This is a genomic window from Enterobacter sp. Tr-810, from assembly GCF_011752765.1.
In the GTDB taxonomy this organism is placed as follows: domain Bacteria; phylum Pseudomonadota; class Gammaproteobacteria; order Enterobacterales; family Enterobacteriaceae; genus Enterobacter; species Enterobacter soli.
This window is the reverse complement of sequence record NZ_VWWW01000001.1, coordinates 278,038-297,554: the sequence shown is the minus strand read 5'-3', so window position 1 is coordinate 297,554 and position 19,517 is coordinate 278,038. Positions and strand designations below refer to the sequence as shown.

The following is a 19,517-nucleotide window of genomic DNA, read 5'->3' as shown; positions in this document are numbered from 1 at the left end:
GCTGTATGAGCGAACTATTTCGTGATGTTTCGCCGGAAGACGCCGATCTTCAGCCCATCATTGATGGGTTGTTCGGCGAATACGCCGCCCGCTACGGGGACTATTTCTCAAAAGACGCGGAAGTGGAACTGACGCAGTGGTACTTAGCGCCGCAGGGTCTGTTTATCGTGCTGGAGCGTGACGGCGAGATCATCGCCACCGGGGCCTACAAACCCTTTGATGAACGCACCGCCGAGATCAAACGCATCTGGACCAATAAGGCGCTACGCCAGCAGGGACTGGCTGCCCGTGTGGTACAGGAGCTGGAGCGCAGGGCGGTGCTGGCGGGGTACAGCCAGATTTACCTCACCACCGGTTTTCGTCAGCCGGAGGCTGTCAGGCTCTATATCAGCCAGGGCTATCAGCCGCAGTTCGATCTTAACCGTGACCCGGAAGAGTACAGCCAGCCCCCGTTTGACGGGCGGCTGCGATTCACCAAAACGCTGGTACGCGAAGCGTTCAGTAAAACCGCATGAGGAACGACGATGAGAAACGTTGAAACCATTAAGGTGGTCCCGGCGCGTTACCCGCTGCGCGCCGTCGGTGCTGTGGCGGCGCTGTTTGTGCTGGCCGTGGTTATTCAGTCCGTGGCTTTTAACCCGCGCTGGGAATGGGCGGTGTTTGCCCGCTGGTTCTTTGATCCGGTTATCCTGGAAGGGTTAGGCCAGACGCTACTGTTGACGCTGATTGGCACCGTCTTAAGCGTAGTCATCGGCGGGATGCTGGCGCTGGCACGCCTGTCATCTTCATGGCTCTTAAGCAGCCTGGCCTGGGGCTATATCTGGCTGTTCCGTTCGCTGCCGCTGATTGTGGTGCTGATCATCCTTTATAACTTCTCGTATCTCTACGACACGCTTTCCCTCGGCGTGCCCTTTACCGGCATTACCTGGGGAAGTTTTGAAACCATCAACGTGCTCGGGCAGTTTTCCACCGCCGTGGTGGGGCTGACGCTGGTCCAGAGTGCTTACACCGCGGAAATTATTCGCGGTGGCTTCCTCGGGGTCGATCACGGTCAGTATGAAGCGGCCGCCGCACTGGGATTACCCGCATGGCGCCGTACCCTGCGCATTATCCTGCCTCAGGCGTTGCGCACCATTCTTCCTGCTGGGTTCAACGAAATCATCAGCCTCGCGAAGGGCACCGCAATGGTTTACGTGCTGGCGATGCCGGAGCTGTTCTACACCATTCAGATGATCTACAACCGCACCCAGGAGGTGATCCCACTGCTGATGGTTGGCGCAGTGTGGTATCTGGTGATCACCACGGTGTTGTCCGCCATTCAGCATTTAGTGGAACGCGGCCTTGCCCGTAGCGAACGCCGTTCGGCAGTTAATCAGAACCGTGCCAGTAGCCGTACCCGTTCCGTGACCACCACTCAAGTACAGGAGCCTGTCCATGCAAGCCTCTCCTGAAGGACACATTTCGATTACCGGCGTCAGTAAGTTCTTTGGCCGCCATAAAGCGCTGGATAACGTCTCGCTCGAGATCCCACCCGGTTCCGTCACGGTGATCCTCGGGCCATCCGGCTCCGGGAAATCCACGCTGCTGCGCACCATTAATCATCTGGAGCGGGTGGATGAGGGCTTTATCCAGATAGACGGGGACTACATTGGTTACCGCCGTCAGGGGGATAAGCTGTATGAACTCAAGGAAAAAGAGATCCTTAAGCAGCGTGTCAACGTAGGTTATGTGTTCCAGAACTTTAATCTGTTCCCGCATCTCACGGTGCTGGAAAACCTGATTGAAGCCCCGATAGCCCACAAACAACTGAGCCGCAAAGAGGCCATTGAAAGGGCGCACGGGCTGCTGGACGTGGTGGGACTGCGCGATAAAGCCGATGCCTGGTCGCGCCATCTCTCCGGTGGCCAGCAGCAACGCATTGCCATTGCCCGCGCGCTGGCGCTGCGACCACGGGTGATGTTGTTTGATGAGCCCACTTCTGCGCTCGACCCTGAGCTGGTGGGCGAAGTGCTCGACGTTATCAAAAAGCTGGCCCGTTCCGGGACAACGCTGGTGGTGGTAACCCACGAGATCGGTTTTGCCCGCGAAGTGGCGGATCAGGTGGTGTTTATGGTCGATGGCAAAATTGTCGAGCAGGGCAGCAGCGATGAAGTATTAAACCACCCGTCCCACGCGCGAACGCGCCAGTTCCTGTCAAAAGTGCTGTAAGGAGTGCAGATGAAATATGGAGTTCTGGCTGGCCTGGTGTTGACCACGGCGAGCCACGCCAGCATTGATTTAAAAGCCAATGAGCAGCCTCTGCCGGTCACGGTGGATCAACAGGCGGTGGCAAAGATCCCAAAAGGCTATCAGTTTGTCGAGCCGGGCACGCTGACGGTGGCTATTTCCGCGCTCAATTCACCGCCGCTTGCGCTGCTTGCCAGTGATAACCGCACGCGTATCGGCAGCGACCCCGATATCGCACGGCTGCTGGCGGGCAGCCTGGGGCTAAAACTGAAGCTCGTACCCACCGCCTGGGAAGACTGGCCGCTGGGGATCACTTCCGGGCGTTATGACGTGGCGCTGGTGAATATCGCCGTGACCGAACAGCGCAAAGAGAAGTTTGATTTTGCCACCTACCGTGTTGACTCTCTGGCCTTTTCGGTGAAATCCACCAGTGATATTCAGTCGATAAAAAGCGCTGGCGATCTGGCGGGCAAAAAGGTGATTGTCGGCTCCGGGACCAACCAGGAGCGTATTTTGCTCGGCTGGAATGAAGAGAACAAACGCGCCGGGCGTGAAACTGCGTTGCCGGTGTATCTGACCGATGATGCTTCGGGCAATCTGTACATTCAGTCCGGCAGAGCGGATGTCTTTTTTGGCCCGCAGTCCGTGTCGGCGTATAAAGCCGCGTTAACCGGCAAAACCCGCGTAGTGGGCTTAGGGCCGAAGAAAGCCTATGTCGCCACTACCACCAAAAAAGGCAACGAGCTGGTGTATGCGCTACAGGCGGCGCTGGACGGCGCCATTCAGCGCGGTGAGTACCAGAAGGTGCTGGCGCGCTGGGGCGAGCAGGGCGAAGCGGTGGCGCAATCAGAGGTGAATCCGCCGGGGATAACGTACTAATGCTGCTCTACACTTAGGGTTTTATTCCTGAGGGGCAACACGATGAAACTCTATGGCGTACCCGGTTGGGGCTCGGCAATCAGTGAAGTGATGCTGACCCTGGCCAACATTCCTTATCAGTTCGTCAATGTGGACGGTTTTGATGCACCCGGGCCTCAGCGTTCTTTACTCGAAACGCTTAACCCGTTGTGCCAGGTACCAACGCTGGTGCTGGAGCACGGGGAGGTAATGACTGAAACAGCGGCCATCGCCCTGATGGTGCTCGACAGATGTCCGGATCTCGCGCCGCCTGTGGGCCAGCCTGAACGCCGCCAGTTTCAGCGCCTGCTTATCTGGCTGGTGGCCAACGTCTATCCGACCTTCACCTACGCCGATTATCCTGAACGCTGGGTTCCTGATGCGCCGGAACAGCTCAAGGAGAACTGCCTTGAATACCGGAAGTCACTCTGGCTGTGGCTGGAAGAACAGCTCAATCCTGCGCCCTATACCTTTGGCGAACAGCTAACGTTGATTGATGTGTATCTTGCGGTGATGCGTTCCTGGGGGCCGCGCCACGCGTGGTTTGCCGCCAACACGCCAAAGATCACCGCCGTTGCCGATACCGTGTGTGCGCTGCCAGAACTGCACAAGGTGTTAAAGGCGAACGAAATTATCTGATAACGTGGAACGCTAACTCACAACTGGAAGCCTGCACATGCCACACGTAGATATCAAATGTTTCCCTCGCGATTTGAACGATGAACAAAAAGCCGCGCTGGCGGAGGATATTGCTCAGGTGATTATTCTCCATTTAGACAGCAAAGACAGCTCAGTGTCTGTGGCCCTGAATCAGGTACAGCCGGAAGACTGGAAAGCACAGGTCTGGGACACGGAAATTGGCCCGAAGATGGATGAGTTGATTAAGAAACCCGGCTATTCGATGTAAGTTTTGTTGCCGGGCAGGCATGAGAGCCACCCGGCGATAACGTTACAGCGCCGAGCGACGATACGGGGCGTAATCCGCCTGCCACCAGGTCTTCTCAATACGCGCCATCAATTCGTCATCCGAGACGGCGGGTGCAACCCCCTGGTCAATAGCCGTGCGCGCAACGGCAAACGCAATGGTGCGGGAAACCGACTCAATCTGATCCACCGGAGGCAGCAGACCCCCTTTTTCGGTGGTGACCAGCGGCGACTGCGCGGCCAGCGTGCAGCTGGCGGTCATCAGCATCTCTTCCGTAACCCGGCGGGCGTTACAGGCCATGATGCCTAAACCGAGGCCCGGGAAGATATACGCGTTGTTGCACTGGGCAATTTCATACTGCTCGTTTTGATAGAACACCGGTGCGAACGGACTGCCGGTGGCGATCAGGGCGGCACCCTGCGTCCACTCAATCAGATCCTGCGGCTGTGCTTCGGCACGCGATGTCGGGTTAGACAGCGGCATGATAATCGGGCGCGGGCAGTGACGATGCATCTCTTTGACGATTTCTTCACTGAACAGCCCTGGCTGCCCTGAAACCCCAATCATCACCGTTGGTCTGGCATTTTTCACCACCTCCAGCAGCGAAATATTATTCGATTCAACCTGCCAGTTCTGGATGTTTTCCCGCGCCGTAAGCAGGTTTTTCTGGAAGTCGAGCAGGTTGGTCATGTCATCCGTCAACAGACCAAAACGATCGACCATAAAGATCCTGCTGCGGGCTTCGGTCTCGGTCAGGCCGTCTTCCACCATCAGCGCCACGATTTTTTCCGCGATGCCACATCCCGCCGAGCCGCTGCCTAAAAAGACGACGCACTGATCGCGAATGCGGGTTCCCGCGGCGTGAGCGGCGGCAATCAGCGTGCCGGAAGTCACTGCTGCCGTGCCCTGGATGTCGTCATTGAAACAGCAAAGCTGGTCGCGATAGCGCTGGAGCAGTTTGGTCGCGTTCTTTTGGGCAAAATCCTCGAACTGGAGCAGCACATCCGGCCAGCGCGCTTTAACGGTGCTGATAAACATGTCCATAAATTCCGCGTACTGGTCATCGCTGATACGCGGATGGCGCCAGCCCATATACATCGGGTCGTCCAGGTGCTGCTGATTATTGGTACCAACATCCAGCATAATCGGTAGCGTAGAGGCCGGGTGCACGCCGCCACAGGCGGTATACAAAGACAGCTTGCCAATCGGGATCCCCATGCCGCCGATCCCCTGATCCCCAAGGCCCAGAATACGTTCGCCGTCGGTGACCACAATGACGCGGATATCATTGCGGGAAAAACTCTGGAGCATCTCGTCAATACGGTGGCGGTTAGGCCATGAAATAAATAAACCACGCGCACGGCGATAAATGGTAGAGAAGTGTTCGCACGCTTCACCTACGGTTGGTGTATAGATAATGGGTAAGGTTTCTTTAAGGTGCGAGCGCAACAGGTTGTAAAATAATGTCTCGTTAGTGTCCTGAATATTTCTCAGATACACGTGGCGGGAAATATCACTCTTGAAATGACAGAATTGCACCCAGGCGCGTTCGGTCTGTTCCTCGATAGTTTCTACATTGTGCGGTAATAAACCGTGCAGGTTAAAATTGTCACGTTCTTCTTTAATAAATGCCAGCCCCTTGTTTAACAGCGGATTTTCCAGCAAAACGGCTCCGTTATACGGTGTGTAAAGCACTTCTTTGCGAGACATGGGTAACTCCTGAAAGAATGTAAATTAAAACAGATTAAGAAATTAAATAAATCATAATGCCTTCTGTCAGCACACCCACGGCAGTACCAATCAATATCGAAGAAGAGGCCGTGTCAATATAGGTGTCGCTGCGCAATGCAAACATTCCCGCGGCTATTGCTGAAGGTGTGGCGCCAATAATAACGACCTGCTGCAATAACGTATGGCTGAGCCCAAATGCCAGACCGGCGGCTGCCATCATGGCTGGCTGAATAAGATTTTTAATGCTGATATTGGTAAATGTCTGTACGTTAAGTTTTGGACGTTCACCGTAGAAAAGAAGCCCAAGGGCAAACAGAGAAAGCCCGCCAGACACTTTGCCAACCATTTCAATCGGCATACTGAGAATATGCGGTATTTGCACCCCGGCCAGGCTTAGCAATACGCCCGAAACAGGGATCCAGACGATGGGGTTGCGGGCTGCTTTAATCAGATTTTGCAGCACCATCGCACCCGGATGCAGCGCGTTGAGGCTCTCATCACCACTTTTATCTCCCATACGAATCAGTACGATAGTCAATGGGATCATGATGACGCTGGTAATGATGTTGCCAATCAGCACGCCGATAAATCCTTCCGGGCCAATCAATACCGCCAGAACCGGGGCACCAAAATAGGCCATATCCGGGAAGGCGCACACCAGTGACTGAATGGCGCTGGTTTTAATATCATGACGAAAAACAAAGCGTGAAATAAACAATGTCAACAAATAAGAACCCATCAGGCCAACAACCAGCACGGCCATAAATGTCAGGTTCTTAATTTTATTGGGGTCAGTATTTAATGCGCCAATAAAAAGATGAAAAGGAAGGGCGAAGCGAATGACTACCGTTGCCAGAACGTTAGCATCTTCACGCCGGGTATAACCAAGTTTTCCGCTTAACCACCCTAATAGCATAATAAAGACGAGTGGAAACAGGGACTGTAATAATAATGAGGGCATAAGATATCCTGTCGAGTACATTTTATGGGTATTGTTGATGCGCTAATCTAGCGGTTAGCAAACAGGGCAGGAGTGATAACGGTCACACTCTATCTGGTTTTATTAATTTCAAAATGGTTGTTTTAGTTTGATAAGGCTGTGTGCATTCATATATTGATGAATGACAAGAAAAACGCAGTAATTTATAAAAAACAGAATCGTCAGTAACTTTAGTTACGTAATGATGATTTAAGTTATTTAAAATGGAATTACCATGCTGCTCACATTTCCATCAATCATGTTGTCAGGCGATCTGTTTTACTGAATTTGCCCATGATATTTTCACCCTGAGCCTGGTTTATAAAAGGCCTTTATACATTTTTTCTTTTTAGAACGTTTTAAATCTGATGAATAACATCACGTTATTCTTTTTCTCTGTTTATCCGAACTGACTAATCAGGTGATTATATGAAAGATAATCCTGTACATCCTTCTCCGGCGGCATCACCGCGTTTTACCTTCAGCCTGAACAATGCTGAGGTTGGGGCTGTGCCGTTGATCTTGTTTGTGGGCATCGCCTCTATCGTGGCCATTTCCGCGTGGGCGGGCCTGTTACCTAAAAATATGATTGGCGGGCTGGCGGTGATCATGACGCTCGGTTTCGCGTTTGCCAAAATCGGCCGCCAAATCCCGGTGCTGAAAGATATCGGTGGCCCGGCGATCCTGTGCCTGATGGTGCCATCGATACTGGTTTATTTCGGGGTGTTCCAGAAACATACGCTGGATACCGTACACCTGCTGATGAAAGAGGCGAACCTGCTCTATTTTGTGATCGCCTGTCTGGTGGTGGGCAGCATTCTGGGGATGAACCGTATTCTGCTGATCCAGGGGATGATCCGCATGTTCGTTCCGCTGGTGGTCGGCACAATGATGGCGGTACTGAGCGGTTTAATCGTCGGTTCATTGTTTGGTTTTACGCCGTATCACACGTTCTTTTTCATCATCGTTCCGATTATCGGCGGCGGGATTGGCGAGGGGATTTTGCCGCTGTCACTGGCGTATTCGGCAATACTGGGGCAAACACCGGATGTCTATGTTGCGCAGCTGGCACCGGCTGCGGTGGTGGGGAATATCTTTGCGATTATCTGCGCAGGCGTCTTTGCGCGTCTGGGGGCGAAACGGCCCTCGCTCTCTGGGAATGGCATGTTAACCCGTGGCAAAAGTGAGGATAACCTGTTCGCTGGCGCGCAGCACGTGCAGCCGACCGATTTTCACCTGATGGGCGGCGGCCTGCTGATGGTATGCGCATTCTTCATTGTGGGGGGATTGTTTGAAAAGCTGGTGCATATTCCAGGCCCGGTGCTGATGATCCTGATTGCCGTGCTGTGCAAGTACTTCCGGCTGATCCCGGACTCCATGGAGCAGGGGGCGCACAGTTGCTATAAGTTTGTGTCCGCAGCGCTGGTGTGGCCGCTGATGATTGGTCTGGGCATGTTGTATGTTCCGCTGGAAAGCGTGGTGTCGGTCTTTTCCGTGGGATACGTGGTCGTGTGCGGCTCGATTGTGATTGCGATGGCGTTAAGCGGGTATTTTATTGCTTCGCGGCTGAACATGTACCCGGTTGAAGCGGCAATTGTGACCTGCTGCCACAGCGGCCTGGGCGGAACAGGGGATGTGGCGATCTTGTCCGCCTCTAACCGTATGTCGCTCATGCCGTTCGCTCAGATTGCCACCCGTATTGGCGGCGCATCGACGGTGATTTTCGCCACGCTGCTGCTGGGATGGATAATGTAGTGTTGACGAAGGTAAGCCGGGTAGACACCCGGCTTGCTGAACTGAAATCAACGATGGCGGATTTGCAGTGTCGCAGGCAGGTAGCGCTGTAGCGGCTCTGGCGTATTGCCATCAATCAGCTGGGTTATCAGGTCGTAGCAGTGCCAGGCCAGCTGGCGGTTGTCCTGCTGCACGGTATCAATACGCAGCGACAGCGAATCGTAGAGATAGTGATCGTCGAAGCTCGCCAGATGAATATCGGAATCGAGCAAATTGTGCTGGCTCATATAGCGTAGCACCCCTTCCAGCAGCCCACAGGCGGCGGTAAACAGCGCCTTTGGCGGTCGGCCGAGACGGGCGCAAAGGGCGGCGAACATCTCGTAGCCGGAGCTGGGATGATAGTTACCGTTGATCACCCATTCCGGGTGCAGTTCGATACCCGCCTGGGCCAGACCCTGCGTAAACCCAGCCAGTCGGTCGCGTGACGGCGATAGCCGCGGTTGGCCGCCTAAAAACCAGAACTCATCGCTATGGGAAGGCGCGATACGGGAAATCAGATCTGCCGTCGGGGTAATCGAATCGGTCATGACCAGTGGCAGGGCGCTTTCATTAGGGCAGCGGTCAAACAGCACCACCGGCAGCTGGTTGCTGAGCTTCAGATAGTCGGCATCATTATGCATACAGGAGGCGACGATCAGCCCGTCAACCTGACGGGCAATCATATTGTTCACCACCATGTTCTCCTGACTGGGGTTTTCATCAGTACAGGAGATAAGCAGCTGAACCCCGGCCTCGCGGCACAGCGTTTCAAGCTCGTGGGAAAAGACGGCAAAACCGTAGTTGGTGATCTCCGGCACCACCAGCCCGACGGTGTGGCTGCGGTTATCGCGCAACGAGCGGGCATGAATGCTCGGCTGATAATGATGCTCACGGGCAATCGCCAGCACGCGCTCACGAGTTTCCTGCGCCACGCGCAACTCCTTGCCACGCCCGCTCATCACCAGGCTGGCGGTTGCTTTGGACACGCCAGCCAATTCGGCAATATCTTTAATGGTTACGCGTTTGGTTTTCATTACGACGCCATGAGCCTGAAATCAAAACGCTTATTCTACCATGCATCGTCGCAGCGGCCAGTAGCAGAATGCTTCAGGCGTGATCCCGGAGAGCATTAGCTGTGCCGGATAGTCCGGGAAGTAGCGGCTGCTCATGACTCCTTCACCGTCGTTGATGAAGATTTCCACGCTCGACTGGTCGATAAAAATCCGCAGCGAGCGAACCTCGCCGCGCCAGTAGCGATAGTGTGTTTCGTCTTTAGCAAGGCTGCGTCGCGCCAGGCGAATGCCGCTGGCATCGCGCTCGAGGGTGAGCGCGCCACCAAAATCGATGTGTAACGCGTTGTCACGGGCGGTTTCCAGGGATATCTCCATCGGTTCCAGCGGCAGGGCACTGTCCTGCCAGCTGTGCGCGTCGCCACGCAGGGCGGTGAGTTCGCGCAGCGGACGCTGCCAGAGCTGACCGTCGATAAACTCCAGCTCGCGCAGGCAGGTCATCTGATGGATCCAGCCGTTAGCCAGCGTCGGCTGAAGCATCTCTTCGCCGTCCGGCACGCCCATCCAGCCGACCAGCAGGCGGCGACCGTCGCTGGCCTGCATGGTTTGTGGGGCGTAAAACTCAAACCCGGCGTCCAGTTCGTGCAGTTCGCCGTGTTTGAAAGCTGCACATTCGTAGTCGAAATCGCCGCTCATCCACACTGCCGGGTAGGTGTTGAGAAAACGCTCCTTCTCGCGGGTAATCCCCTGCGGGCAGCAAATCAGGATATGCTGGTCACCGAGCGCAAACAGGTCCGGGCACTCCCACATATAGCCCGCGTCGTCCAGGCCGTTGATAGCGTAACCGGCGATTTCGCCTTCATTATTCCACTGATGCAGGTCAGCAGAGCTGAATAACAGCACCTTGCCGCGCTTTTGCAGATCCTGTGCGCCCAGCACCATGTACCAGCGACCTTCATGCTGCCAGACTTTCGGGTCGCGCACGTGGCCGGTATAGCCTTCCGGCAGCGGTAATACCGGGCCGAGTTTGGTAAAGGTGCCGTCGGCATTTTCTGTCGCCAGGCACTGCCACGCGGTTCGGCTGCCGTCGTCAAACTTGACGTTGCCGGTATAGCACAGGGTGAGGGTGCCGCAGTTATCCACGGCGCTGCCGGAGTAGCAGCCGTTGCGGTCATACTCTTCATCCGGCATGAGTGCGATAGGCTCATGTTGCCAGTGCAGCAGGTCAGCAGAGCTCCAGTGCCCCCAGCACTTGAACTTATGATCGCAGGCGAGCGGGTTCCACTGATAGAACAGGTGATAACGTCCGGCGAATTCAACAAAGCCGTTGGGATCGTTCATCAGCCCGGTCACCGGCGCATGATGCCAGCGGGGATAGTGGCTGTCGGCCAGCGCGCGCGGCTGGCCCTGCATAACGGCCTGCAAAATCGCAGGCAGGCGTGATGGAAGTGACATTATTCAGCGTCCGTTTTGTATTTCAGTACCAGGGAGACGACAAAGGCGACGCCAAAGGCGATAACCATCCCGATAATGTAGTTCAGTAGCGAGCTGGCCTGCACGATAGCCATGCCAGGGATAGCCGTCAGGCCTACCGCGGTCATGTAAACATGCATGGATACCACCCACGCGCCGCCCACCGCGCCGCCAATCAGGGCGGCGATAAACGGTTTTACAAAGCGTAAGTTAATACCAAAAATCGCTGCTTCGGTGATGCCCAGCATCGCAGAGAACGCTGAGGGCAGGGTAATGGCTTTGATTTTTGCATCTTTCGTTTTAAACCACACCGCCAGACAGGCTCCGCCCTGGGCAACGTTGGCCATCGCCCAAATCGGCAGCAGGAAGTTAACCCCGATGGACGGGTTGCCAAGCAGTCCAGCTTCGATGGCATGGAAGCTGTGGTGAATACCGGTAATGACGATAACCGAATAGAGGCCGCCAAACAGCAGTCCGGCCAGCCAACCGGCGTGGGTTATCAGGGTGCTGAGGACGAACGAAATACCGTCGCCAAGCGCGCGACCGGCCGGGCCGATAATCAGCAGGGCGATAAAACCGGAAATGATCACCGTCAGGAATGGCGTCAGGATCAGATCCAGCGCATCGGGGATCACTCGACGCAGCTGTTTCTCAACGATGCTCATAAACCACACTGCCAGCAGCACCGGGAACACCGTGCCCTGATAGCCGATCATCGCAATCTCAAGGCCGAAAAAGTTCATGGTATGGAAACCGGCAGCCACGCCCCAGGCGTTGGTCAGCGCCGGGTGGGTCAGGATGCCGCCAAGCGTCGCACCAAGATAAGGATTACCGCCGAATTCGCGGGCGGCGGTGAAGCCAATCAGGATCGGCAGAATAATAAACGCCGCCGAGCTGCACATATCCAGCATGATGTAGATGGCGTTACCCGGGTCGACCCAGCCGTATGTTTTGACCATCCCCAGCAGGCCCATCAACAGGCCGGAGGCGACGATAGCCGGGATGATTGGCACAAAAATGTTCGATAACAGGCGGGCGATGCGCTGGAAAGGATTCAGTTTTTTCGCCGCAATGTCGGCAGCTTCCGATTTGCTGGATTCGCCAATCCCTGCCACCTGGATAAAGGCGGCGTAGACTTTGTTCACCACCCCTGTGCCGAAGATAATCTGCATCTGTCCGGCGTTACGGAAACAGCCCTTAACCCCATCAATTTTGCCGATGGCCTGCTGATCGGCCAGTGAATCATCGACCAACACCAGGCGCAGGCGTGTGGCGCAGTGCGCGGCGCTGGCGATATTATCCTTGCCTCCCAAAAGCGGAAGTAGCGAGTGGGAAATTTGTTCAAAATCCATAGTACCCTCTGAATGCGTATTGTTTTTCGAGTTGTCGTCCCGTGATAAGGGGGCGCAGTCTCTTCGTCGTTATTGTGTCCGGGGCGACGAAAGGCACGTAGTTGCCCCGGTGGTGACTGTCGTCAGATATTAACCGTCAAAACCAGGTTTCCATCTGCATACCGAACGACCATTCGCCGCCCGATTTAAAACCACTGCTGCCCAGCGCGTCATCGCTGGCGTAATTATTGAGTTTTTTGCTCCAGTCCATCCATGAGGTGTAAAGGCGGATTTCAGGACGACTGAAGAAATCACCGATGTCGCCAACCTTAAAGGTTGGGGCGAAGGTAAGCTTGTAGAAGCTACCGTTTACCGCATGGCGATCGTTATAACCTTCCGGTTTGAGATCCATATACTGGTAGCTGCCTTCATAAGCGAGAGCGAAATTCTGATTGATCTCCTGGATCAGGCGCATGTTGAGCGTTGCCCACTGATAGCTATCGCCATCGGCATAACGGTCTTTACTGCTTTGCGCCAGTATCGCCGGGGCAATGAACCAGTTTTTGCTAAGCGGCGTGGTGCCGTAGCTGGCGAAACGCCAGGTGTTGGCACCCGAGCGAAGTGCGCCGTCAGACCCGATACCTTTCACTTCTGCACCCAGGCCGTGACCGTAGAGCAGGGCGGTTTTGCTGCTACCTTCACGCAGGCCGTAGAAACTATCGTTGTGCAACCCTAGCAGGGTATGCACACCGGTATTTGCCGCATCGCCTTTGACCGGATTACCGTTGGTGTCCAGACGTTCATCGTTATCTTTTGCCCGCATCCCGCTGACCATCACCTGCACCGGGCCGATGAAGTTGTTCATGCTGACGATGTAGTTCTGCACGCTGTTGCTCGAATCAGCGATATCGCCGAAGTTACGCCCGTAAAGAGAGAAGTTACTCCGGATGCTGTCGTTCCACCTGACGTCGTAAATACCGCCGCCGGTACCGGCGAGGAACACGACATCCGAGTCGATCCAGTGAATGTCAAAGTTATCCCGGTCAAAGCGTTTCCCGGCCCACAGGGTGGAGCCTTTAAACGGCCCGTCGAAGGTGGGCAAGTTGCCCAGTTCAACAAAGGCCTGACGAACGTTCAAATCACTGGTGCTTGCCGTCCAGTCGTTATAAGTGGTTTGACCGTCGGCGACCATGACTTTGAAGCGGGTCGTCGCCCCGTTATCCAGGGTCTGCTTATGTTCAAGATTCATTTCAACATAGGTATCGGCCTGGTTTCCCAGACGGCCAATAGCCCCGCCGGTTTCCCCTGCTGGCGTCATGTAGGCTCCGGATTTGGTGCTGGCACCGGAGTCATTCATTATCACGCCGGAGCGGGCATAGCCGTGGAACTCAAACCCGCTTTTTTCATCGGCTTTTTTCTCCAGTTTGGCGGTACGCTGAGCCACTTCCTGGGTGCTGTTCTGGGTTTTTTGTTGCTGTGTCGTGAGCAGTTGTACTTTTTTCTCTGCCGACTCTGCGCGGGTTTCTGCCGTTTGTGCCCTGTTTTCTGCATCCTGAAGGCGTTTTTCCAGCGCAATTAAACGGGCTTCGATACTGCTGAGATCCGTTTGTGCATGGGCTGAGGCGGCGCCGGTTAGCAAAGCGATAAGAACCGCAAGTGTGCTTTTTCTGAACATATTGATTGCATCCCAAAAGGAAAATTTAAAATTGTGTGTTTTTGCTAAACCGGTTTAGTTGCTATGTTAAGCACGACATTTAACATTTTGAAATTGATTTTGCTAAACCGGTTTAATAAGTGTGATGGATGCAACAAAGTGGACCGCGCACAGCGGTATTTAGGATCAAATCTGGCGTTGTAGATCGCGCTGGTATGGAAGGGCAGTCATCGCGCCTTTCGCCAGGGTTGCCAGGGCGCCGCAGGTTTGCGCCAGAGTGAGCGTTGGCTCCAGGGCATTGATATCCGCCGGCATCCCGTTGGCTGCAAGGCTGGCGAGCAGTCCAGCGACAAAAGCATCGCCCGCGCCTGTGGTGTCCACGCTGACAACCGACTTAGCACTGAAATGGGTGAATTTCTGCTGGAATGCGGCGATGACGCCCGCTTTGCCCTGTGTCACCAGCAGTAATTCAGGCTGATAACGCTCAGTGACGCTGGCGATCCCCTGCGCGATATCATTACTGCCGCTGATAAGTACCAGCTCTTCTTCGGACAGTTTTACCACGTTTGCCAGGCGCAGGGCGCGGTCGAGACAGGTGTGCAGCAGGTTCTGATCTTGCCAGAGATCCAGGCGGATATTAGGGTCAAAGCTCACCCGGCCACCGGCATGTTTGATTTTTTCCATTGCGGCAAACGTCGTACTGCGGCTGGGTTCGGCGCTAAGAGCAATAGAGCAGACGTGCAGCCACTGATTGGCGGCAAACGCCGGCAGGTCTTCTTCTTCCAGGTACAAATCCGCGCTGGGACGCACCATAAAGGTAAAGTTTCGCTCGCCCTGGTCGTCAAGGTCGACAACGACGGTGGAGGTGCGATGCTGCCCATCAAGGCGCATGTGGCTGATGTCGACCTGCTCCTGCTGCAGGGTATGGCGCATAAAACGACCAAAGGGATCGTCGCCGACGCGCCCGATAAACCCGCTGTTGCCGCCAAGGCGAGCAACGCCTACCGCCACGTTAGCCGGTGCGCCGCCGGGACACTGTAGTAGTCGGCCCTCGCTTTCCGGCAGCAGGTCTACCACCGCATCGCCCAGAACCCAAACTTTTGCATTCATGTTGGTATTTCCCCTCTCATTGCTAAACTTAATTAAACCGGTTTAGCTTATTAAAGCACAGGGGTAAAGTAAGTGAAATGCCACGATCCGAAAAGTGCGGGGTCAGGGGCAAAAATGAACCTTTGACTTGCCGCCTGATTCTCAGGTGAGATAAGACGCAAAAAAGCCCCCGAGGGGGCTAAAGGGTTCTGCTGCTGCGAGAGTAAAGGTGACCCTCTTATTTGGTCAGTTCAGCCGTCATATGAACACGATTATTGAACTGAGCACTGGTAATTTTGTACGACGCACCCTGTTCAGCCGCCTGTGCGGCAATTTTGGCTTCTGCACGATCCAGGGTGGAAGCGCTGGCGCTGATGCTCTGCGCGAAAGCACCGAAAGACATCAGAGAAAGAGCGGAAACTACAACTAAAGTTTTGATGGTTTTCATGGTCGTATTCCTTAAGTTATTTTGTTCTGTATGGGGCTGTGTTGCCCTGATGTGATAAATAATAGGACGAGCATGAGGTGATTAAAATCGAAACAATTTGCTTACATTGTTCAAAAAAATAGAATAACTAAGGCGGTTCGTGAACTCCGCGCGTATCTGATTTTCGTAACTGCCTGCTTTGAGTGAAAAAAAACACCTTTCGGGGGTTTGACTGTGTAATGATGAAGTGGCGCTGCCTCATTGATTCCAGGACCAATAATGAAAAGACGTTATGCCATTGCTGATGTATTTACGGACACCCCTTTTCTCGGTAATCCCGTTGCCGTTGTTTTAGATGCTGAAGGTATGAGTACCGAACAGATGCAACGGATTGCGGTTGAGTTTGGCTACAGCGAAACAACGTTCGTTTTGCCTCCCGATAAGGCAGAAAACACTGCGCGAGTCAGGATTTTTACCCCCTCGCGCGAGATTCCTTTTGCCGGGCATCCCAACGTCGGCACCGCCTATGTGCTGGCACAATATGCCGTTCTGGCGGGTGATGTGGTGCCTGACACCCTGCGGTTCGAAGAGATTGCCGGACTGGTCCCGATTACGATCCTGAAAGAAGACGGCAAGGTTACCGGTGCTGAACTGCTTGTGCCCGAAGCATTATCCTGCCGCTCTGAGGTGAGTCCAGCAAAAGTCGCTGCCTGCCTGTCTCTGGGCGTAGAGGAGATCAGCACGAAAACGCATAACCCGCTTGTCGCCTCGGTGGGGTTGCCATTCCTGGTGGTGGAGCTGGCATCGCGCGAGGCGTTGCGCCAGTGTGTGCCAAATTTACAGGGATTTCGGGATATCCTGCCGCTTGATGGGGCGGTCTCTGTTTATGCCTGGGTCGCAGAAACCGATCCTGACGCGCAATGCGATCTTCACGCGCGGATGTTTACCCCGCGTATGACCGAAGATCCGGCGACGGGCAGTGCGTCCGCAGCTGTAACGGCTCTGCTGGCAACGCTTCAGAATAAAACGACGCTCGCTCTGCATATCCACCAGGGTGTGGATATGGGGCGCGCAAGCTCGCTGTATACCCACTACGATGCGACGTCCGGCAAGCCGCTGGTCAGAGTGGGTGGCAAGAGCGTCATTACCATGGAAGGGACGTTTAGCCTCTGACCTAAACAGGCTACTTCAGATCTAACAACGTTATTACGTCGGCAATCTCTGCAATATCGCCGGCGGATAATGGCTGAAGCGGGCGAGGCAGGCAGTCAACATCAGTCAGCCCCAGAACGCCCGCCGCAGCGGCCATCACGCGGATACTGCCACCATGTTTGCGATAAAGCGCCCACAAGGACTCCAGGCGCGCAGCCAGGGCGGTAACCCGGGCATGATCTTTCATCGCCGCCGCCTGGGTGATCTGTTTTGCGGTTTCGGGGAATAGCCCTGCGCACACGGAATACCAAATCTCACACCCTGCATTGAGACCCAGGCCTGCAAAAGCATCCCCGCTGATACCGATGGTCACACCCGGTTTGAGCTGACTGCGTAAGTTCCCGACGCGTTCAGCAGCCGCTTGTGCCGTATCAGGTACGCCTGGGATTTTGACCGAGCCAACGCCATCCAGCGATGACAAACGGCCGTGCAGTTCATCTGAAAACGTAAAATGCGTTGTGCCGGGATTGTCATACACGCATATCGGCAGTGACGTGTGGCGGATCACCGTTTCAAAGAGGCTGAACACCTCGTCATCCCTTAGCGACTGGTAACTGACTGCGGGCAGAAGCAGTGCATCCGCACCCGCCTGCTGGGCATCTTCCGTCAGACGCAGAATGGCATCGGTACTGACGGCACCGACACAGACCATTATCGGAATATCCCCGGCCAGTTCACGGGCAAGGAGAGCAACACGTTTGCGTTGTTCCCGTGTCAGGTAGGCATAACTTCCTGTCGAGCCCAGAATCCCAAGAGAGTCGACCCGCGCGGTGGTGAGACGCGACAGGATCTTCCTGAAGCCAGCTTCATCAACATCGTTGCCGGTGAAAGGGGTTAACGGGAAAGCGCACAAACCAGTGAACATAGTGTTTCTCCGGCTAAAAATTGAGTGTTATTCCGTAAGAAGTGTCACGTCAAACCACAGGCCTGGCATCATTTTTTCAAGGCCATCCGTCAGCATTCTTCCGGCTTCATGAAGTTGTTCCAGCGGCATTTGTGGCAGGCTTTCCAGAATAAACCACATTTGCCGGGCTTCCACATCTAAACGTGTCCTGATTCCTTGCCTCCAGTTCCAGCGGCGGCAGGTCACGCCTGTGTCGTCCCGCCAGATAATTTCCCCAGCGGAAGGGGACTCAATGGCAGGCTCGCCATCTTTCACCGTATCAAAAGGTTCGGTGCCTTCTGAAATTGTCAGACAAGGGGCACCCTGGTAGGCCGCAATATTCTCACCGCCGACGGGAATAGCGTAACGGAGGCTCACGGCGTTATACAGATCAACAACAGGATCGAGCGCCGGCATCATTCCATCACGCAGTACGCGCTTGCGTAATGCCTGCGCGGAACATGGTGTCCGCTTTGGTTTGGCGCCAAACTTCTGAAAAACATCTGCCCATGCCGCCAGATGAGATTCCGCCCATTCGGGCCCGCCTGCAAGTACGGCTTCACAGGCTTCGCGTAGCGCTATCTCTCCAGCGCCAGGGTTCACTACCGGCGCGGCTTTTACGCTAATACTTAGTGCCCGAAAACCAGGCGCAATACGATAAATTTCAGGGGCAATTGACGGAGATACTGTTAGCACGGGATAATCCTGTAATGACCAATTTATTCCATGATAATGACCGATGACCAAAAAAGTCAATTTAATGACCGATGCAGATTCCATTGTCAGCACCGTAAATGAAGCGGTATCTCAGCGCATTAAGCTTTATCGCAAGCAAAAGAAAATGTCCCTCGATGAGCTGTCTCGTCGGGCCGGGGTCAGCAAAGGCGCACTGGTTGAAATCGAAGGGTGTAAGGCGAACCCGAGTATTGCGCTGTTATGCCGCCTGGCAGCGGCGATGGGTGTTTCAGTGGCTGATTTTGTCGATGTCAGCTCAAAACCGACTGTGCATCTTATCGCGGAAGATGAAATTCCTGAGCTCTGGAAAGGTGAGAACGGCGGAAGGGCGCGGCTTCTTGCGGGGTCCGGCGGCCCCGATATGACGGAGCTCTGGATGTGGGAAATGCAGCCGGGAGAAAAGTTCACGTCACCAGGGCACCCAGAAGGAACCCTTGAACTGTTTTATGTGCAAACAGGGACGCTTACGCTTGGGGTACAGGATCATCTGTACGTGGTGAATACCGGTTGTTCGGCAACCGCCAGGACCGATGTCCCTCATTTCTACGAAAACCAGGGCGAGCACCCACTGAAATTCATCATGACGGTAAATGAAAAAGCAACCTGAGTGATGATGGGTAGATTTCACCCGTTCTGTTCTTTCAGCCATTCCTGCTGCGAAATGGAATACAGCAGGCTAGGGGGCGCATTTTTAACATCATGAATATCACGGACGTATTTCAGCCCCGATTTTTCCAGCACCTTTTGCGATGCCAGGTGATTTCCTCTGACCACGGCGGCGATCTCCAGTAATTTCAGCGCGTTAAATCCGTATCTCACTGCGCCTTCAGCGAATTCCGTGGCCAGCCCTTTTCCCCATGCTTCAGTGGCGAAACGGTATCCGAGATTATTTATCGTGATGCCGTCATAGCTAAGAATGCTCAGCCCGCCGAAGCCGATAATGCTTGTTGGAGTATCGAGAAGTGAAATGGCCCAGTTGCCAAATCCGTGCTGTTCACGGTGGTGTATCCAGCGTTTCAGCACCGTTTCTGCATGATGAAGATCAGGATAGGGGCCAGACGGGTTAAAGGTATTGGTAGCCGGATCGCCGTAAATGCGGAACAGGGCGTCTGCATCGGATGCCACAACGGGGCGAAGGTACAGGCGTTTCGTTTCAACGGGCAAACTGGGCT

Annotated in this window: 20 protein-coding genes; 9 read left to right on the top strand and 11 right to left on the bottom strand. The window is 54.6% G+C overall.

What is annotated here, in order from left to right; all coding sequences use genetic code 11:
- Nucleotides 1-5 precede the first annotated feature (5 nt).
- The 6 genes from F3J30_RS01305 to pptA are packed head-to-tail and all read left to right on the top strand — an operon-like array spanning nt 6 to nt 4,030.
- Nucleotides 6-515, top strand: coding sequence for a GNAT family N-acetyltransferase (locus tag F3J30_RS01305; RefSeq protein ID WP_166715395.1), 510 nt, complete (start codon nt 6-8; stop codon nt 513-515).
- A gap of 9 nt (nt 516-524) precedes the next feature.
- The gene (locus F3J30_RS01300) at nt 525-1,451 is read left to right on the top strand and encodes an amino acid ABC transporter permease (RefSeq protein WP_166715394.1); all 927 of its coding nucleotides are present in this window, start codon (nt 525-527) and stop codon (nt 1,449-1,451) included.
- A complete protein-coding gene (locus F3J30_RS01295) occupies nt 1,435-2,208 on the top strand; it encodes an amino acid ABC transporter ATP-binding protein (protein ID WP_166715393.1) in 774 nt (257 codons plus the stop codon). Before F3J30_RS01300 ends, F3J30_RS01295 begins: the two co-directional genes overlap by 17 nt.
- 9 nt (nt 2,209-2,217) lie before the next feature.
- Entirely contained in the window at nt 2,218-3,105 is an 888-nt protein-coding gene (locus F3J30_RS01290) for a transporter substrate-binding domain-containing protein (protein WP_166715392.1), read from the top strand.
- A gap of 42 nt (nt 3,106-3,147) precedes the next feature.
- Complete coding sequence (locus F3J30_RS01285; protein WP_166715391.1) at nt 3,148-3,762, top strand: glutathione S-transferase family protein; 615 nt, start codon at nt 3,148-3,150, stop codon at nt 3,760-3,762.
- Nucleotides 3,763-3,799: 37 nt separating this feature from the next.
- A complete protein-coding gene (pptA, locus tag F3J30_RS01280; RefSeq protein WP_166715390.1) occupies nt 3,800-4,030 on the top strand; it encodes a tautomerase PptA in 231 nt (76 codons plus the stop codon).
- A gap of 42 nt (nt 4,031-4,072) precedes the next feature.
- Here the strand turns inward: pptA and F3J30_RS01275 are convergent, their stop codons facing one another.
- Both F3J30_RS01275 and F3J30_RS01270 read right to left on the bottom strand, forming a co-directional pair.
- Nucleotides 4,073-5,758 (bottom strand): NAD-dependent malic enzyme, encoded by a 1,686-nt coding sequence (locus F3J30_RS01275; RefSeq protein WP_166715389.1) that lies wholly within the window; start codon nt 5,756-5,758, stop codon nt 4,073-4,075.
- Between the two features lie 34 nt (nt 5,759-5,792).
- Complete coding sequence (locus tag F3J30_RS01270; protein WP_014070404.1) at nt 5,793-6,740, bottom strand: AEC family transporter; 948 nt, start codon at nt 6,738-6,740, stop codon at nt 5,793-5,795.
- Nucleotides 6,741-7,187: 447 nt separating this feature from the next.
- On the opposite strand from F3J30_RS01270, the gene F3J30_RS01265 reads away from it, so the two are divergent.
- The gene (locus F3J30_RS01265) at nt 7,188-8,513 is read left to right on the top strand and encodes a 2-hydroxycarboxylate transporter family protein (protein ID WP_166715388.1); all 1,326 of its coding nucleotides are present in this window, start codon (nt 7,188-7,190) and stop codon (nt 8,511-8,513) included.
- Between the two features lie 47 nt (nt 8,514-8,560).
- Here F3J30_RS01265 and F3J30_RS01260 read toward each other — a convergent pair whose 3' ends face one another.
- The 6 genes from F3J30_RS01260 to F3J30_RS01235 all read right to left on the bottom strand — a co-directional run bounded on the left by F3J30_RS01260 (nt 8,561) and on the right by F3J30_RS01235 (nt 15,536).
- A complete protein-coding gene (locus F3J30_RS01260) occupies nt 8,561-9,565 on the bottom strand; it encodes a LacI family DNA-binding transcriptional regulator (RefSeq protein ID WP_014070402.1) in 1,005 nt (334 codons plus the stop codon).
- Between the two features lie 30 nt (nt 9,566-9,595).
- A complete protein-coding gene (locus tag F3J30_RS01255) occupies nt 9,596-10,996 on the bottom strand; it encodes a sucrose-6-phosphate hydrolase (protein ID WP_166715387.1) in 1,401 nt (466 codons plus the stop codon).
- Entirely contained in the window at nt 10,996-12,366 is a 1,371-nt protein-coding gene (locus F3J30_RS01250; protein ID WP_166715386.1) for a sucrose-specific PTS transporter subunit IIBC, read from the bottom strand. The genes F3J30_RS01255 and F3J30_RS01250 overlap by 1 nt, the downstream gene beginning before the upstream one ends.
- A 136-nt stretch (nt 12,367-12,502) precedes the next feature.
- Complete coding sequence (locus F3J30_RS01245; RefSeq protein ID WP_166715385.1) at nt 12,503-14,020, bottom strand: carbohydrate porin; 1,518 nt, start codon at nt 14,018-14,020, stop codon at nt 12,503-12,505.
- Nucleotides 14,021-14,185: 165 nt separating this feature from the next.
- Nucleotides 14,186-15,109, bottom strand: a complete 924-nt coding sequence (locus F3J30_RS01240; protein WP_166715384.1) for an aminoimidazole riboside kinase — start codon at nt 15,107-15,109, stop codon at nt 14,186-14,188.
- Between the two features lie 217 nt (nt 15,110-15,326).
- Nucleotides 15,327-15,536: a YdgH/BhsA/McbA-like domain containing protein gene (locus F3J30_RS01235; RefSeq protein ID WP_014070394.1), complete on the bottom strand. Its 210-nt coding sequence runs from the start codon at nt 15,534-15,536 to the stop codon at nt 15,327-15,329.
- 258 nt (nt 15,537-15,794) lie between these two features.
- On the opposite strand from F3J30_RS01235, the gene F3J30_RS01230 reads away from it, so the two are divergent.
- Nucleotides 15,795-16,688: a PhzF family phenazine biosynthesis protein gene (locus tag F3J30_RS01230; protein ID WP_166715383.1), complete on the top strand. Its 894-nt coding sequence runs from the start codon at nt 15,795-15,797 to the stop codon at nt 16,686-16,688.
- Nucleotides 16,689-16,698: 10 nt separating this feature from the next.
- Here the strand turns inward: F3J30_RS01230 and F3J30_RS01225 are convergent, their stop codons facing one another.
- Nucleotides 16,699-17,592 carry a dihydrodipicolinate synthase family protein gene (locus F3J30_RS01225; protein ID WP_166715382.1) on the bottom strand — a complete coding sequence of 298 codons (894 nt, stop codon included), beginning with the start codon at nt 17,590-17,592 and terminating at the stop codon, nt 16,699-16,701.
- A 27-nt stretch (nt 17,593-17,619) separates the two neighbouring features.
- Nucleotides 17,620-18,306, bottom strand: a complete 687-nt coding sequence (locus tag F3J30_RS01220; RefSeq protein ID WP_166715381.1) for a B3/4 domain-containing protein — start codon at nt 18,304-18,306, stop codon at nt 17,620-17,622.
- Between the two features lie 43 nt (nt 18,307-18,349).
- Between F3J30_RS01220 and F3J30_RS01215 the strand changes: the two genes are divergently transcribed.
- The gene (locus F3J30_RS01215) at nt 18,350-18,952 is read left to right on the top strand and encodes a helix-turn-helix domain-containing protein (RefSeq protein WP_166715380.1); all 603 of its coding nucleotides are present in this window, start codon (nt 18,350-18,352) and stop codon (nt 18,950-18,952) included.
- A gap of 17 nt (nt 18,953-18,969) precedes the next feature.
- Here F3J30_RS01215 and F3J30_RS01210 read toward each other — a convergent pair whose 3' ends face one another.
- A complete protein-coding gene (locus F3J30_RS01210; protein WP_166715379.1) occupies nt 18,970-19,509 on the bottom strand; it encodes a GNAT family N-acetyltransferase in 540 nt (179 codons plus the stop codon).
- Nucleotides 19,510-19,517 lie beyond the last annotated feature (8 nt).